At 39.3% G+C, this 15,019-nt stretch carries 17 protein-coding genes and 1 other annotated feature; of the genes, 12 read left to right on the forward strand and 5 right to left on the reverse strand.

Annotated features, from left to right (window positions below; translation table 11 throughout):
* Window positions 1–36 precede the first annotated feature (36 nt).
* The 4 genes from A5888_RS18695 (at window position 37) to A5888_RS18710 (ending at window position 5,323) form a co-directional block, all read left to right on the forward strand.
* A complete protein-coding gene (locus tag A5888_RS18695) occupies window positions 37–1,077 on the forward strand; it encodes an ABC transporter ATP-binding protein (protein WP_086351145.1) in 1,041 nt (346 codons plus the stop codon).
* A 27-nt stretch (window positions 1,078–1,104) separates the two neighbouring features.
* The gene (locus tag A5888_RS18700; protein ID WP_086351144.1) at window positions 1,105–2,166 is read left to right on the forward strand and encodes an ABC transporter substrate-binding protein; all 1,062 of its coding nucleotides are present in this window, start codon (window positions 1,105–1,107) and stop codon (window positions 2,164–2,166) included.
* Window positions 2,167–2,291: 125 nt separating this feature from the next.
* On the forward strand, window positions 2,292–4,016 hold the full coding sequence (locus A5888_RS18705; protein WP_339101779.1) for an adenine deaminase: 1,725 nt from the start codon (window positions 2,292–2,294) through the stop codon (window positions 4,014–4,016).
* Complete coding sequence (locus A5888_RS18710; protein ID WP_086348965.1) at window positions 4,013–5,323, forward strand: amidohydrolase; 1,311 nt, start codon at window positions 4,013–4,015, stop codon at window positions 5,321–5,323. The genes A5888_RS18705 and A5888_RS18710 overlap by 4 nt, the downstream gene beginning before the upstream one ends.
* A gap of 165 nt (window positions 5,324–5,488) precedes the next feature.
* Here A5888_RS18710 and sdaAA read toward each other — a convergent pair whose 3' ends face one another.
* Both sdaAA and sdaAB read right to left on the reverse strand, forming a co-directional pair.
* Window positions 5,489–6,361: an L-serine ammonia-lyase, iron-sulfur-dependent, subunit alpha gene (gene sdaAA, locus A5888_RS18715; protein ID WP_086348966.1), complete on the reverse strand. Its 873-nt coding sequence runs from the start codon at window positions 6,359–6,361 to the stop codon at window positions 5,489–5,491.
* A 29-nt stretch (window positions 6,362–6,390) separates the two neighbouring features.
* The gene (gene sdaAB, locus A5888_RS18720) at window positions 6,391–7,059 is read right to left on the reverse strand and encodes an L-serine ammonia-lyase, iron-sulfur-dependent subunit beta (protein WP_086348967.1); all 669 of its coding nucleotides are present in this window, start codon (window positions 7,057–7,059) and stop codon (window positions 6,391–6,393) included.
* 372 nt (window positions 7,060–7,431) lie between these two features.
* Here sdaAB and A5888_RS18725 point away from each other — a divergent pair, with 372 nt between their 5' ends.
* From A5888_RS18725 to A5888_RS18755, 7 genes are all read left to right on the forward strand, one after another.
* Window positions 7,432–7,848, forward strand: coding sequence for an RrF2 family transcriptional regulator (locus A5888_RS18725; protein WP_170924761.1), 417 nt, complete (start codon window positions 7,432–7,434; stop codon window positions 7,846–7,848).
* 82 nt (window positions 7,849–7,930) lie between these two features.
* Window positions 7,931–8,743 (forward strand): SDR family oxidoreductase, encoded by an 813-nt coding sequence (locus tag A5888_RS18730; protein WP_086348969.1) that lies wholly within the window; start codon window positions 7,931–7,933, stop codon window positions 8,741–8,743.
* Between the two features lie 169 nt (window positions 8,744–8,912).
* Entirely contained in the window at window positions 8,913–9,335 is a 423-nt protein-coding gene (gene rplK, locus A5888_RS18735; protein WP_086348970.1) for a 50S ribosomal protein L11, read from the forward strand.
* Between the two features lie 109 nt (window positions 9,336–9,444).
* Window positions 9,445–10,134 (forward strand): 50S ribosomal protein L1, encoded by a 690-nt coding sequence (gene rplA, locus A5888_RS18740; RefSeq protein ID WP_086348971.1) that lies wholly within the window; start codon window positions 9,445–9,447, stop codon window positions 10,132–10,134.
* 50 nt (window positions 10,135–10,184) lie between these two features.
* Window positions 10,185–10,315 (forward strand) — a sequence feature (ribosomal protein L10 leader region).
* A gap of 41 nt (window positions 10,316–10,356) precedes the next feature.
* Window positions 10,357–10,857: a 50S ribosomal protein L10 gene (gene rplJ / locus A5888_RS18745; protein ID WP_086348972.1), complete on the forward strand. Its 501-nt coding sequence runs from the start codon at window positions 10,357–10,359 to the stop codon at window positions 10,855–10,857.
* Between the two features lie 68 nt (window positions 10,858–10,925).
* Complete coding sequence (gene rplL, locus A5888_RS18750; RefSeq protein ID WP_086348973.1) at window positions 10,926–11,294, forward strand: 50S ribosomal protein L7/L12; 369 nt, start codon at window positions 10,926–10,928, stop codon at window positions 11,292–11,294.
* A 174-nt stretch (window positions 11,295–11,468) separates the two neighbouring features.
* Window positions 11,469–12,380 carry a hypothetical protein gene (locus A5888_RS18755; RefSeq protein WP_086348974.1) on the forward strand — a complete coding sequence of 304 codons (912 nt, stop codon included), beginning with the start codon at window positions 11,469–11,471 and terminating at the stop codon, window positions 12,378–12,380.
* Window positions 12,381–12,553: 173 nt separating this feature from the next.
* On the opposite strand, the gene A5888_RS18760 is transcribed toward A5888_RS18755, so the two are convergent.
* Both A5888_RS18760 and A5888_RS18765 read right to left on the reverse strand, forming a co-directional pair.
* The gene (locus A5888_RS18760; protein ID WP_170924762.1) at window positions 12,554–13,060 is read right to left on the reverse strand and encodes a VanZ family protein; all 507 of its coding nucleotides are present in this window, start codon (window positions 13,058–13,060) and stop codon (window positions 12,554–12,556) included.
* Between the two features lie 328 nt (window positions 13,061–13,388).
* Window positions 13,389–13,895, reverse strand: a complete 507-nt coding sequence (locus A5888_RS18765) for a VanZ family protein (RefSeq protein ID WP_086348976.1) — start codon at window positions 13,893–13,895, stop codon at window positions 13,389–13,391.
* 301 nt (window positions 13,896–14,196) lie between these two features.
* Between A5888_RS18765 and A5888_RS18770 the strand changes: the two genes are divergently transcribed.
* Entirely contained in the window at window positions 14,197–14,649 is a 453-nt protein-coding gene (locus A5888_RS18770; protein ID WP_139843856.1) for a hypothetical protein, read from the forward strand.
* A gap of 67 nt (window positions 14,650–14,716) precedes the next feature.
* On the opposite strand, the gene A5888_RS18775 is transcribed toward A5888_RS18770, so the two are convergent.
* The gene (locus A5888_RS18775) at window positions 14,717–15,007 is read right to left on the reverse strand and encodes a hypothetical protein (RefSeq protein WP_086348978.1); all 291 of its coding nucleotides are present in this window, start codon (window positions 15,005–15,007) and stop codon (window positions 14,717–14,719) included.
* Window positions 15,008–15,019 lie beyond the last annotated feature (12 nt).

Genomic DNA, 15,019 nt, shown 5'->3' on the forward strand with positions numbered 1-15,019 from the left:
CTTAAACTTTCAACAATGAAGAAAAGAGGATAACCTGTGAGCTTTGTAAATTTGAATAATATTCGTGTCAGTTATGACGGAAAACAAAATATATTGGAACAACTGAATATCTCTATGGAAAAAGGCGAATTGGTTTCTTTACTGGGACCTAGTGGCTGTGGGAAAACAACGACACTGCGTGTGATTGCAGGACTGATTTCACCGAATGGCGGGTCTTTTGTTCTAGATGGGCAAGAGTTGGTTAAGGTTCCTGTACACAAGCGCAATTTCGGAATGGTTTTTCAAAGCTATGCGCTGTTTCCACATTTGACGATTGCTGAAAATGTTGCTTTTGGCTTGAAGCTTCGTAAAGAATCAAAAGAGACAATCAACAAGAAAGTAGCCGATATGCTTGAAATTTGCGGGTTAGGTCAATTTGGGGACCGTTATCCAAAACAGCTGTCAGGCGGACAGCGTCAGCGTGTCGCATTAGCACGAGCTTTGGTTATTGAACCAAAATTACTTTTGTTGGATGAACCACTGAGTAACTTGGATGCCAAATTACGTGTCCAAATGCGTATCGAAATCAAACGTATCCAACAAAAGCTTGGGATCACGACCGTTTTTGTCACACATGATCAGGAGGAGTGCTTCTCCATTTCTGATAAGGTAGCGGTCATGAACAATGGAGTGATCGAGCAATATGATACACCGGAGACGATCTACCGCAATCCGAAAACAAAATTTGTTGCGCATTTTATCGGTTTTGAAAATTTCTTTGAAGTAGCTCCTGTATCAGGCAGCCGCTATCAAGCGCAGGAAGTAACCATTGAAACGGTATATGCGGAAGCACCGGCTACTAAACTAGTTGCTACGATTCGTCCGGAGGATATTGAAATCGCCACAGACGCAAATGAAAATATTGTCAAGGGTCAAGTAGAGGTTCGAACATTCCTTGGCAAGAGTTACCAATATGAAGTAGTAACGCCTCTAGGGAAGTTTCTTGTTAATGGAACCGATAAACAAATTTATGAAGCAGGCGACACGATCGCTTTGTATTTTCCAAAAGAAAAAATTGTTCTTTTGGAAGACAAATAAAATAAAAAGGGAAAAGAGGAAGAAATTGTGAAAAAACGATTTGCAGCAGGAACATTGGTATTGGCGAGCGTGTTTGCACTAGCAGCATGTGGTGGGGGAAGTACAGATAGTTCTTCGGATAAAAAAGAATCAAAAGATTTAGTCGTTTCGACGTTTGGTTTAAGTGAAGATATCGTAAAAAGTGATGTTATGGCACCTTTTGAAAAAGAGTTCGATGCAAAAATCACATTGGATATCGGAAATAGCGGGGATCGTTTTACGAAGCTTGTCAGCAACCCAACAGGTATTGACGTGATCGAACTAGCACAGGCTAACTCAGCTGACGGAGCATCACAAGAAATGTTCGAAAAGTTGGATGAATCAAAAATACCGAATATTGCGGACCTGACAGATGGTGCAAAAGAAGTTTTTGACAGCGGTGCAGGTGTTCCAATTGCTGTAAACAGTGTCGGAATCGTTTATGACAAAGAAAAAGTTGGAAAAGAAATCACAGACTGGTCAGACCTTTGGGATGCGTCACTAAAAGGAAAAATTTCAATTCCGGAAATCACGACGACTGCTGGACCATTGATGATGTATATTGCTAGTGATTATAAGGATCAGGATATTACAAAAGACGACGGCGAAGCGGCATTTAAAGCTTTGGAAGAGTTGAAACCAAATATCGTAAAAACATATGCAAAATCTTCTGATTTGGCAAACATGTTCCAAGCGGGAGAAATCGAAGCAGCTGTTGTAATGGATTTCGCTTATGATGTGATCAAGGGAGATTCTGATACGATCGAATACGTTGTACCGGAAAGTGGTACGTACGCAAACTACAATACGATCAATATTCCTAAAGAAGCAGCGAATAAAGAGTTGGCTTATGAATTCGTCAACTACAGAATCAGTGCCGATTCTCAAAAAACAAAAGCTCTCTCTTTGAACGAAGCACCAACAGTAAGCACTGTTGAGCTGACAGATGAAGAAGCTGGAAACATGACCTATGGTGCGATTGCAGATCGTGCAGCGACTGTTGATTTTGACTTCGTGAACGGTCAATTAACAGATTGGATCGACCAATGGAATCGTCTAATTAACCAATAAAAAAGAGTGTGGCTGGGATAGCATTAGATGATTCCCAGCCATTTGATTTTGTTGAGAACAATAACATAAAACACGTTATACTGGAAGATAGGGTACATAATAAAATAGTAAGGAGAAAGCTGCGTATGAAAATCGATTTATTGATAAAAAATATCAATGTTTATAATACAGTGAAGCAACTATTTGAGGAAAAGCATGTAACAATCAGTGAAGGGAAATTTTACTATATCAGTTCAAAGGATCTGACATATCTGAACGCTGAGAAGGAACTGGATGGGCAAGGACGCTATATGGTTCCTGGATTGATTGATAGTCATATGCATATCGAAAGCTCGATGACGACACCAACTATTTTCTCAAAGGCTGTTTTACCTCATGGGGTCACAACCGTTATTGCAGATGCTCATGAAATGGCGAATGTTTTCGGCATCGATGGATTGACAGAGTTCATGGCAGCAGAAACAGAAATCGATATTTTTCATGCGATCCCTTCCTCTGTTCCTTCGACGACGCCCGAACTGGAAACAACGGGCGGAATCATTGGTCTACGAGAGGTAGCGGAGCTTTTGGAAAACCCGAAGATTATTTGTCTAGGTGAAGCAATGAATTTCAAAGGAATTGCAAGTGAACCAGATTCGCTGATTCGACAAATCATTGATTTATGCAAAGAAAAACGACCAACCATGCCACTGGAAGGACATTGTCCAAAGATTTATGAAGAAGAATTGGCTGCCTTTCTTTATAGTGGTATTTCTTCCGATCACACGCACCAGTTTCCTGAATCTTTGGCAGAAAAAATTGAAAATGGGATGTTTATTCAATTTCAAAATAAGTCCATCACGCCTGAAAATATAGCAGTGATTGTTGAGAATAGCTATTATGACTATGCTTGTCTTATTACCGATGATGTAATGGCAGATGATCTTTTGGAAGGTCACTTGAATGAGAATCTGAAGAAGGCAGTTGCTGCAGGTCTACCTATAGAACAAGCAATTTACATGACAACCTATACACCGGCAAAAAGGATGGGGCTGCATGATCGAGGAATGATTGCACCGGGAAGAGTTGCTGACTTTTTACTTTTGGATGATTTAGCTGCATTTTCTATTGATGAAGTGTATAAATCTGGGAAATTTGTTCATAAAAAAGGCGACACGATCGCGTATCCAGAGACGATTGAACAATTTCCAACGTCTTACAGACAGTCTGTTCAATGTAAGCAGTTGACAGAAGAAGATTTGAAAATTCCAGTAAGAACAGCCTTGGAAAAGGTCCGCTGCAACGTGATTCAGAAGCAGGAAATTGGTACCTTTACAGAGCGTATCACAAAAGAGATTTCTGTGAAGGAGGGCTTCCTTGATTGGGAAAGCTCAGATTGTGCGTTGCTGCTTGTGATGGAGCGTTATGGAAAGAATGGCAACATTGCGTATGCATTGATGGAGCAGCCAATTACTGAACAGGGCAGTATCGGTACGACTTGGGCGCATGATCATCATAACGTCATGGTTATGGGCAATACTAGCCAAGATATCCTGACAGCACAGCATGAATTGCTGCGTATGCAAGGTGGCTATGTGGTCACAGAACAAGGAGAAATTCAGGCAACCTGTCCACTGCCAATCGGTGGGATTTTATCTCAAGCACCTGTCGAAGAACTGGGAAACGAGTTGAAGCAGGTACGTCGTGCGATGCAAAAGCTAGGCTATAAGAATATGAATGAGATAATGTCGTTTTCGACATTATCATTACCTGTATCACCGGCAATCAAAATGACGGATAGAGGTATGATGAATACGAAAACACAGGAATTTTATCCACTGGTCTTTCCGGAGGATGGGGTGATCATATGAAAACCTTGATTCATAATGTCAATGTACTGACTATGGATGATCAGATGAAGGTGTACAAAAAAGGCTATGTACTAGTTGACGATGAAGAAATCAGTGCGATAGGAGAATGGTATGGACAGGAAATTTCAGCAGACAAAGTGATTGATGGGCAAGGCGGTATACTGTTGCCAGGCTTTGTTAATACACATACACACGTAGGGATGATGCCTTTTCGATCACTTGGCGATGATGTCCCTGACCGCTTGAGACGGTTTCTATTCCCGCTTGAAGCATATATGACAGAAGAGCTGGTAGCAGCAAGCAGTGCCTATGCAATCAGTGAGATGCTGTTGAGTGGGGTGACAAGCTTTTGTGATATGTATTATTTTGAAGAGCAAGTGGCAGAGGTTTGTGACCGTTTTGGCGTTAGGGCGATCGTTGGCGAAACAGTGATTGATATGCCTACCTGTGATAGTAAGGTTCCGTCAGGTGGTTTGAGCTATTGCGAAAGTTTTTTGCCCAAATGGAAAAATCATCCATTGATTACGCCGGCTATTGCTCCTCATGCACCGAATACGAATTCCTATGAAGCACTGAAAAGAATTGTTGAGCTGAGTAATGAGTATCAAGTACCGATTACTATGCATGTAGCAGAAATGGACTATGAACTGGTAGAGTTGGCGGAGGAATATCAGAAAACACCGTTTGAATTGTTGGAAAGTCTAGGCTATATGGAACGACCGTTTATCATGGCACATTGCATTCATATGACAGAATCAGACATTGCGTTGGTTGCTGCTCATGCTGATCATACGCGAGTTGCTCACTGTATTGGGGCAAATACCAAATCAGCGAAAGGCGTGGCACCAGTAAAAAATATGTTGGAAGCGGGCTTGACTGTTGGTTTAGGAACGGATGGACCAAGTAGTGGCAATACACTGGATCTGTTTGCTCAAATGAAGCTGTTCGCAAATTTTCATAAGACCTACGAAAAGGATCGGGCATTATTCCCGGCAAAGGAAATTGTACGGTTGGCTACTAGAGGTGGAGCAGAAGTGCTGGGATTTGAGAATATTGGTTCGATAGAAGTTGGGAAGCAAGCTGATATTACGCTTATTGAAACTCAGTCTGTCAATATGTTTCCAATCTTTGATCCTTATTCCGCGCTAGTTTACTCAGCAAATCCATCGAATGTCCAACATGTCTGGGTCAATGGAAAGCAGCTGGTCAAGGACCATCAGCTTGTAGCGCATGATTTGCAAGAAATCAGAGAGACGCTTTATAGTCAGATGGAGCAGTTTGTTGTAGAAGCGAAGAAGAGAATGTAGGAGTAAAGTATCTGAATTGGAATAAAAAAAGCTGTTTGAAGCTTGCAAACTCCAATTCGGTTAGTCGCTTCAAAATAGAACCCATCATTTTGGATTATTGTTGAAGTCCTTCAACTGCTAATCTAAAATGATGGGTTTTTATTGTTTGCGCTAGGTGAGTAAAAGCTAGTCTTTTTTCATTAGTAGTTCTTTTGTCAGTCTTTTCGCTGTTGGTGTTACGGCAAGCCCGCCTTCTGCTGTTTCCTTGAAAATCCCTGGCATTTGCCGACCTACTTGGTACATGGCTGCTACGACTTCATCAGGAGGAATCACACTTTTAATTCCTGCAAGCGCCATATCAGCAGAGATAAAGGCCTGAGAAGAGCCTAGCGCATTTCGCTTCACGCAAGGGACCTCAACCAATCCAGCAACCGGATCGCAAATCAAGCCCATCATATTTTTCAGTGTGATAGCAACTGCTTGAGCTGCTTGTTCAGGTGTGCCGCCAGCTGCACAAACTAGAGCAGCACTTGCCATCGCACTTGCAGAACCCACTTCAGCTTGGCAACCACCTTCAGCGCCGCTGATCGAGGAGTTGTTGGCAATAACCAATCCAAACGCACCGGCAGTAAAAAGAAAATCAAGCTGCTGTTCATGTGTCAACTGCAATCGATCCACTGCAGCCAGTAAAACGCCCGGAACAACACCGGCGCTACCTGCTGTTGGTGTGGCACAAATCAAGCCCATTTTTGCATTGACTTCATTAACAGCGACGGCATTTTTGACTGCCGTCAAAATCGTTTCTCCACTTAAAAAACTGCCACTTTCAATATAGCTGTTTAGTCGCGCGGCGTCGCCACCAGTAATTTTAGTTACAGAGGTAACACCCGCAGTTCCTTCTTCGATTGATTGTTTCATCACAATCAGATTTTTTTCCATTATTTCAATGATCCGCTCACGACTACAGTGATGGGTTTCCATCTCTACTGCAATCATTAATTCTGCAACAGAAGGAAAATCTGCCACTTGTTTCACTAATTCTTCGATAGAAAGAAACATCATTTTTTGCTCCTTTAATAAATTTCAGATCAGTCAAAGTAATTGACGTTATGGATATGCGGGATTTTACCTAAGGTATCAACAATGGTACCAGCTTCGTGCTGATCCACTTCGATGATCATAATGGCTTTTTCCCCTTTTGATTCGCGTGTAACAGTCATTGTCCCGATATTTATTGACATATCAGAAAGACAATTTGTTACTTTAGCGATCATCCCTGGAACATCCTGATGGACAATGATGAAGGTCGGAACCCCCATGTTCAACGAAATCTTAAAACCATCCAGTTCAGAGATTTGAATATTCCCACCACCGATCGAGATACCAGTGACGGATAGCTTACGTTTTCCTTTAGAGACCAATAGCTTCACAGAGTTTGGATGCTCAGCTTTTTCATTTTTAGGAACGAAAAGAACTTCCATGCCTTTTTCATGGGCAATTTTCAATGAGTCAGCTAACGCCGGATCATCAGGTTCCATCCCGAGAAGGCCGCCAACTAAGGCGATATCGGTACCGTGACCACGATAGGTTTTTGCAAAAGATTCATAGAGGTAGATGTCCACACTATCAGGCTGTTCTCCAAAAATATTTCGAACGATTTTACCAATACGAGCGGCACCAGCTGTGTGTGAACTACTCGGGCCGATCATCACAGGACCGATGATATCAAAGACGCTTTTATAGCGTTGCTGTTCCATGTGTTTCTCCTTTCGATTAATAGACTGTAAAGATAGGCATATCAATTTGTAGTGTTTTTCAGGATAGTTTATTAATTATAGGGTTGTTCTATTTAAAAGAGGTTGCTTTTATCCTATCGTTTATTCAGATATAAGTGTAGATAGGACGTGGAAGTTGCATTCTGTCCCAGTCACGAATAAACGAACTGGAAGTAGTTTAACATAAGAGGCTTGGAAAAGTGAATATTTCTTCTAAAAAAACAGTGAGAATCTTGTTCAAGCAGTTCAAAATAGAAAATTCAAGCCAGCTGTTCTTCAAATAGATAGTGGTAGAAGGATTGACAACTAGATATTCATGATATATAGTTTATCTAAAGAAAGTAGGGGATACACTTGTCTTATTCTGGAGCAACATTTCAGGGAGCCTCGATCTTGGTGTTTATCCACTTCAAATCAGAAGAGGAAAAATATGATTTTCTTTCAGCAAAAGTGATTTCAGAAATGCTCAATATCCCAACACCTACTGTTGTAAAGATTCTTGGGAAGCTAAAAAAAGCGGGCTTGATCGTCACAAAGGAAGGTGCACGTGGTGGAAATCATTTAGCTAGACCAATTAATGAGATGACCTTATATGATGTATTCCATGCAGTTGAACAGGGAACAGAATTGTTTCGTACTTATCGAACCTTTAATATGGATTTCGATAATTTAGATGCGATGGTGGAAAAAGGCATCAGTAGCTTGAAAAGAGCAGAAAAAGCAATGGAAGAAGAACTGGCGAGCGTCAGAATATCTGATTTGATCGACTAAAGGACGATTTTGTCCGTTTTTCTTTCGTTTTAACTATATATACGATGTATAAAGAATATTTAGTAAGGGAGACGTGAAAAAAATGACACAAACCGTATTTATCACCGGAGCTTCATCAGGAATAGGAAGAGAGGCTGTATATTATTTTATTGAGAGAGGCTGGCAGGTCATCGCAGGCATGCGTAAACCGGAGCTGGCAACAGAGTTGAAAAATCATGAAAGACTGCTGTTGGTTAGGTGTGATGTGACAGATGAATATAGTATTAAGCAAGCTGTTCAACAGGGAATAGCGAAATTTAAGCAAATCAATGTTTTAGTCAATAATGCAGGCTACTATCTCTTCGGTCCTTTAGAAGAGGCAAGTGATAAACAGATCAAACAACAGCTTGATACTAATTTATTGGGCGTTATAAATATGACGAAAGAATGTATTCCTCATTTCAGAAAGCAATGGTCAGGACGTATCATAAATATTTCCTCTATTGCCGGTAGAACCTCACTGCCAATGCAATCGGTTTATCATGCGACAAAATGGGGAATCGAAGGATTAACAGAATCGCTTCAATACGAGCTGAAGCCTTTTAATATAAAAATGAAGCTGATTGAACCAGGGGTGATCCGGACAGATTTTTACGAACGCTCTATGCAAACCACTGCGTTGAAGGGGGAATATGAAAGACAGGGGAAGACGATAAAAGCCAACGTTGTTGCGAACGGTGAAAAAGGCTCCTTACCAAAAGGCGTGGCAGAAGTGATTTTCAAAGCTGCGACAGACCGACGCCGTAAGTTGCGATATACAGTAGGGAAAAGTCGCCAGTTGATCCATTTGAGAAGTCTTATGCCGCTTCCAATGTACCAATCACTGGTTGGACGAATCATGCTGCAAAGAAGCTAAAAAAGGAAGAAAAAATAAAGAAAAATATTGAATTAATAGCAGAAAGGCTGTATACTATCTAAGTGTGCATTTTTGTACACGTCTATTCTTGGTATTTTCAAGAAAGACAGTGGGAGGAGAAATATGTATCTCCAATTAACCACATCACGGACTCAAGGAGGTATGTCTCGTGGCAAAAAAAGTAGAAAAATTAGTTAAATTGCAAATTCCTGCAGGTAAAGCAACACCAGCACCGCCAGTAGGTCCTGCACTAGGTCAAGCGGGTATCAACATCATGGGATTCACAAAAGAATTCAATGCTCGTACAGCTGATCAAGCAGGCTTGATTATTCCAGTGGTAATCTCTGTATACGAAGACCGTTCATTCACATTCGTTACAAAAACGCCACCAGCTGCAGTATTATTGAAAAAAGCAGCTAAAATTGAAAAAGGTTCTGGCGAGCCTAACAAAAACAAAGTAGCTAAAGTAACCAGCGACCAAGTAAAAGAAATCGCTGAACTTAAAATGGCAGACCTAAACGCAGCTAATGTTGAATCAGCTATGCGCATGGTTGAAGGAACTGCACGAAGCATGGGGATCACTGTAGAATAATAGATCATCTGCAACCCTGAAGAAGTAGCTTCTCAGTCGGCTTCATATTGAAAGATATGAATTACGTGGGAGGTTCTACCGTTATAACCACAATCAAGGAGGAAACAAAATGGCTAAAAAGAGCAAAAAAATGCAAGATGCATTAAAAAAAGTTGATACTACTAAAGCTTACACAGTAGCAGAAGCGGTAGCTTTGGCTAAAGAAACAAATACAGCAAAATTCGACGCAACAGTTGAAGTTGCTTACCGTCTAAATGTAGATCCTAAAAAAGCAGACCAACAAATCCGTGGAGCAGTTGTGCTTCCAAACGGAACTGGTAAAACACAAACTGTTTTAGTATTTGCTAAGGGTGAAAAGGCGAAAGAAGCAGAAGCTGCTGGCGCTGACTATGTTGGCGATGCTGACATGGTTAACAAAATTCAACAAGGCTGGTTCGATTTCGACGTAGTTGTCGCAACTCCGGACATGATGGCTGAAGTTGGTAAATTAGGTCGTGTATTAGGTCCTAAAGGTCTGATGCCTAACCCTAAAACTGGAACTGTAACAATGGACGTAACAAAAGCAATCAACGAAGTAAAAGCTGGTAAAGTAACTTACCGTGTTGACAAAGCTGGTAACATCCATGTTCCTATCGGTAAAGTATCATTCGATACAGACAAACTGATTGAAAACTTCAACACAATCAACGATGTACTGTTGAAAGCTAAACCATCAGCAGCAAAAGGTCAATACATCAAAAACATTTCAGTAACAACAACATTTGGACCTGGAATCCACGTTGACCAATTTTCATTTTAATTAACTGAAAACTATTGACTCAACTACCTTATTTATGATAAGGTAGTTGAGGTTAATAAATAACTGTACCGAAGACAGTAGGTGGCGCAAGTCTTAATTTCCTACCGAGGACAACGATTGATTAAATTTTGTCAATGAGTCCCTCTATGTCAACGGTGGCATGGAGTTTTTTGTTGTTTATCAGCTTAAAACTTCTCCATCATTATTCAGGAGGTGAAATAAATGAGTGAAGCAGCAATCGCTAAAAAAGCAGGTTTAGTTGATGACGTAACGGAACAATTCAAAGCAGCAGCTTCTGTAGTTATTGTTGACTACCGTGGTCTTACTGTTGAAGAAGTAACAAACTTACGTAAACAACTTCGTGATGCAAACGTTGAAATGAAAGTTATCAAAAATTCTATCCTTTCACGTGCAGCAAAAGCAGCAGGCTTAGAAGGTCTTGATGAAGTATTCACAGGTCCTACAGCTGTAGCATTCAGTAACGAAGATGTAGTAGCACCAGCTAAGATTATGGATGAATTTGCTAAAGATGCAAAAGCATTGGAAATCAAAGGTGGAGTTATCGAAGGTAAAGTATCTTCTTTGGAAGAAATTACTGCACTTGCGAAACTACCAAGCCGCGATGGTTTACTATCTATGTTGCTATCTGTTCTACAAGCACCAGTCCGCAACGTTGCCTACGCTGTCAAAGCAGTGGCAGAAAAACAAGAGGAAGTTGCCTAATCGCAGCTTAACTTTAGTATCATAAAAAAATTATAGTTTAATTGAACTTTAAATGGAGGAAAACAAAAATGGCATTGAACATTGAAAACATTATTGCTGAACTAGAAACAGCAACTATCTTAGAACTAAGTGAATTAGTTAAAGCTATCGAAGAAAAATTTGACGTATCTGCAGCAGCTCCTGTTGCAGCAGCAGGTCCAGCAGCAGGTGGAGCAGCTGAAGAACAAACTGAATTCACTGTAGAATTAACTGCAGCTGGAGATCAAAAAGTTAAAGTTATCAAAGCAGTTCGTGAAGCAACTGGTCTTGGCTTGAAAGAAGCTAAAGCTGTAGTTGACGGAGCTCCTGCACCAGTTAAAGAAGGCATTTCTAAAGACGAAGCTGAAGCTTTGAAAGCTGCTTTAGAAGAAGTTGGCGCTTCTGTAACAGTAAAATAATTCTTTTTAATGAAGAGTTTCGCCTCAACCTTTGTACGGCAAGGGTTGAGGCTTTTTTTATATCTTAATAAACTTTTTTTGATCATCTTCTTATCTTTGGTATTAAAAAGTTTTGTGTATTTTTCAGTCTTATTGATGTATAATTCGTTTATAAAATAAAAAGGAGTGTATGTAATGAAAATAAAACGGAAGATTGTTGTAGGTTTGTTTACACTAGGAACGATGTTATTGTCTCCTGTAGGAGCGAATGCAGAGCCAAGTGATTATATTCGATTCAGTAGTAATGATTTGATGGATGAATTTCAGTCTAATTATCGAAAATTTTATGCTGAAAATCAACAAAGGGAAGAAATTGATTTGCTAGACGAGAAGTATGATACTGGTGAATTAACAGATGAAGAATACGATGAAGCGGTTGCTGCTGTTGAACAGAAGTGGGAAGAAAAAATTGCTTTTACAGATGAGTATGGTATTTTTCCTAAAGAGTATATAGCTTCTGTTGAAGGCATTTCTCCAGATTGGGTCGATGATTATACCAATTTCAATGGATTGGAGAATGCAACAAATCTTAAAAGCTTGACTGGTGAAGAAGGTACGACAAAGGATTTGCGCCCTTTGAGAAAGCTAGAGCAGTTAGAAGAAGTAATGCTTGAGGTAACAAATCAGGTCAATTTATATGATTTGAAAGATGCTGAAAACTTGAAATATCTCCGTTTAAGTACCTCTGGAGTTGGTAACCATGACGATGAGGACGATAGAGGGAAATATACACAAGCTGTTTTAACAGATATCTCAGACATATCCGATTTGACTGGATTGAATAGAATCAATATCGATACAGAAGGTATCATGCCTACTATTACACTGAAGCAAGGAACGACTTCTTATCAACTATACGATCCTGTTGTTCCATCTTCACAGTTCACTGGTGCAACTATTAGTTATAGATCTGATATTTCTAGCAATGAATGGGTTGAATGGAACAATTTAACTGGGGAAGAAGAGTACCTGACATTCAACTGGGGAATATCAAAGGGGAACCATAGTTATTCTGGAGAAGCACAAATTCCTATTCGTTGGAAATAGGAGCTAAAATTTTCTGTCTAGATTCAACTGTTAAAAAACATCGAAGTAGGAGAGAAATCTCAAACTTCGATGTTTTAATTATTAAAATTGTAGATTCGTTTTATCTGCTGAAACTACTGATTAACAGCCTTAAAACAATTTCCAAAATGTTAAATTAAGAGCTAAGAAATTTCTTAATTCACAAACAAGATCGTAACCAAAACGAACATCAAAACAGTACCAATGGCAGAGATGATTATCAGATATTTGTCTAATCGGGCGCCATTTTTACTGATTTTCTTTAACAAAAGATAAAAGAGAATCCCACTGACACCACCTATTACATTCATCAATATATCTGTGATGTCCGAAACTCCGATTGCAAAAATGTATTGAAGAACTTCAAAGGCAATGCTCCCAGCTGCAATAAAGAGAACTTGACTCAGATAAGGAAGCTTCCAGGGAATAAGGTTGAGATAAATACCAAAAGGAACAAATATGATGAAGTTGCTGAGAACCTCAGAAGTATTGAACTTTCCTGCTTTAAATGAAGAATCTCCAAATGGAATGAGATTAATATGTTGAAGGTCGGGAAGTTTATCTAAAGATAACTGAAATTTAAAAATAATGGCCCAAATCAAAAAAATAAAATAGACAGTGGTCAGAACCACAGCGGTCTTTTGGATAAATGAATAGTTCATATAAGCTTCCCTCCTGTCAGGTGATTTGCTTGATTGCCAATGCAAAACTAGCATTCTACGCTTCTTATAGTTTACAGAAAAAATTCAGAAATGATTCCTGAAAAAGCTGGTTATATAACAGTATATCAAACAATCCATTGAAAAAAAGTAGGAAAAGTATAGCTTAGAGAAATATTAAATGATTCCTGTTATTTTCTGTTTATTATATATCGAATACTGCATGTCTTTCATACACTTCGGTAGTTTGATAAAATGAAAATTGGGCAGAGAGATGAAAATAGTAAATCGTCCTGAATAGTGAAATCAGGACGATTTTTCATATAATCAGTTAGGCCATAAGCATGATATTGGTCAGAATCAATGTTAAGGCTGTGCCAATAGCTGCGCTTGCTGTTAGGTATTGATGCAAAGTGTGCTTATTTGCTACACATTTTTTTAGGGCGAGATAGAGAAGGATGCCGGTGATCCCACCAAACGTGTTGGTTATCAGATCAGTGATATCTGTTACACCTATAGAGAAGATGTACTGAAGAAGTTCAACGACCAAGCTTACGGTGGCAATTAGAACAACCTGTTTGGCGTAGGATAGCTTTGTCGGTAATAAGTTTAAGTAAATTCCAAATGGAACAAAAATGATGAGATTTCCCAATACTTCAAAGGTGTTAAATGCTCCGGTCTGAAAGGAGGATTCAGCAAAAGGAATAAGATTGATGTATTGGAGATTTGGAAGATAGCTTAGTGATAACTGAAATTTGAAAATGATTGCCCAGAATAGGAAAAGAAAGTAGATAGTTGTGAGGGCAACTGCAAGTCTTTGTATCAGTGATATTCTCATATAGAATGACCTCCTTTAATAAGTCATAGCAACAAGAACAGTTGAACCAATTATTGGTTATGGAAACTGCTTGATGCTTGCCAGATAACTTTTCTAAAAAGTGTTAGTACGAAGTATAGCAAATAATTTTATAGAAAATGGTAAGTTACTTACAGCTTAGAAAAATGTTAACCAAACATTTCTGAAAACTTAAAGAATAAAAAGATAGGTACTGATAAACATTCTAAAGAGTGAAGATATTGAAAATAGTACATATACTTTTAATTTTTGCCTTATTAAAACAAAAAAGGAGATGAGTATGTTGAAAAAGAGCTGGATGCTTCTAAGCATTTTTATGATTACACTCATTTTATTGGGATGCCAAAAATCAGATACTCTGAATGATCAAACGGTAAAGAGCACTATTGAACCATCAACAGGTAAAATAATGAAGAGCGATCAAACATCTCCAAGCCACTCAATCGGTAGTGAGGATTTCAGTGATATTCCTGCTGGCAGCCTCAGTGAAGATGATCCTGTATTTGATTATGTTGAGGACAATGTGTTTATAGGAGAAGTTTTGGAAGCTGAAAAAAGTGAAACAGTGCTTGTAAAAGTAAAAATCAGCGATAGCTTTCAGGAATGTTATATTCCTATTCACGATGCGGTAGAGGTGAAAAAGGGGCAGGTCATAAAAATCAAAACAAACGGTATTGTATTGGAGACTTTCCCGGCCACATTTGCCGAGGTGTACAGTGTTGAAGTGATTAGATAGAATAAAAGACGTAAGAAGCTTCCTTATTTACTAGTGCTTCTTACGTCTTTTGTTTTGAATGTTTATTTTACGCGATACTCTTCAGTGGCTTCATCACAAACTCTCGGACAAAGGAATTTGGGTTTCTGACGATGAACTTTTCAATCACAAACTGATTGCGCACATTATAATGACCAAATACAGAAAGCTCAAAGGTATTATTTTCCAGAAACATCACTAGGTTTGCCAGCTCACGTTTACCAACAAGACAATTGATATCTTCTTGTGTGGTGTGAAGCGTTAGGCGTACCAACATGTTTGGAAAGGCTGAAACTAGCCTGATTTTATCGGCAATTCCTACATAGCTACCTGTTCTCATACTTTTTTCCTC

Origin of the sequence: Enterococcus sp. 9E7_DIV0242 (assembly GCF_002140975.2) — a bacterium.
Taxonomy (GTDB): Bacteria; Bacillota; Bacilli; order Lactobacillales; family Enterococcaceae; genus Enterococcus_L; species Enterococcus_L clewellii.

Bases quoted from the DNA above. Each gene is read 5' to 3' on its own strand.
- A5888_RS18705 (WP_339101779.1), top strand. From the start codon at position 2,292: ATGAAAATCGATTTATTGATAAAAAATATCAATGTTTATAATACAGTG.
- A5888_RS18710 (WP_086348965.1), top strand. From the start codon at position 4,013: ATGAAAACCTTGATTCATAATGTCAATGTACTGACTATGGATGATCAG.
- sdaAA (WP_086348966.1), bottom strand. From the start codon at position 6,361: ATGTTTCTTTCTATCGAAGAATTAGTGAAACAAGTGGCAGATTTTCCT.
- sdaAB (WP_086348967.1), bottom strand. From the start codon at position 7,059: ATGGAACAGCAACGCTATAAAAGCGTCTTTGATATCATCGGTCCTGTG.
- A5888_RS18730 (WP_086348969.1), top strand. From the start codon at position 7,931: ATGACACAAACCGTATTTATCACCGGAGCTTCATCAGGAATAGGAAGA.
- rplA (WP_086348971.1), top strand. From the start codon at position 9,445: ATGGCTAAAAAGAGCAAAAAAATGCAAGATGCATTAAAAAAAGTTGAT.
- rplJ (WP_086348972.1), top strand. From the start codon at position 10,357: ATGAGTGAAGCAGCAATCGCTAAAAAAGCAGGTTTAGTTGATGACGTA.
- rplL (WP_086348973.1), top strand. From the start codon at position 10,926: ATGGCATTGAACATTGAAAACATTATTGCTGAACTAGAAACAGCAACT.
- A5888_RS18755 (WP_086348974.1), top strand. From the start codon at position 11,469: ATGAAAATAAAACGGAAGATTGTTGTAGGTTTGTTTACACTAGGAACG.
- A5888_RS18760 (WP_170924762.1), bottom strand. From the start codon at position 13,060: ATGAACTATTCATTTATCCAAAAGACCGCTGTGGTTCTGACCACTGTC.
- A5888_RS18765 (WP_086348976.1), bottom strand. From the start codon at position 13,895: ATGAGAATATCACTGATACAAAGACTTGCAGTTGCCCTCACAACTATC.
- A5888_RS18775 (WP_086348978.1), bottom strand. From the start codon at position 15,007: ATGAGAACAGGTAGCTATGTAGGAATTGCCGATAAAATCAGGCTAGTT.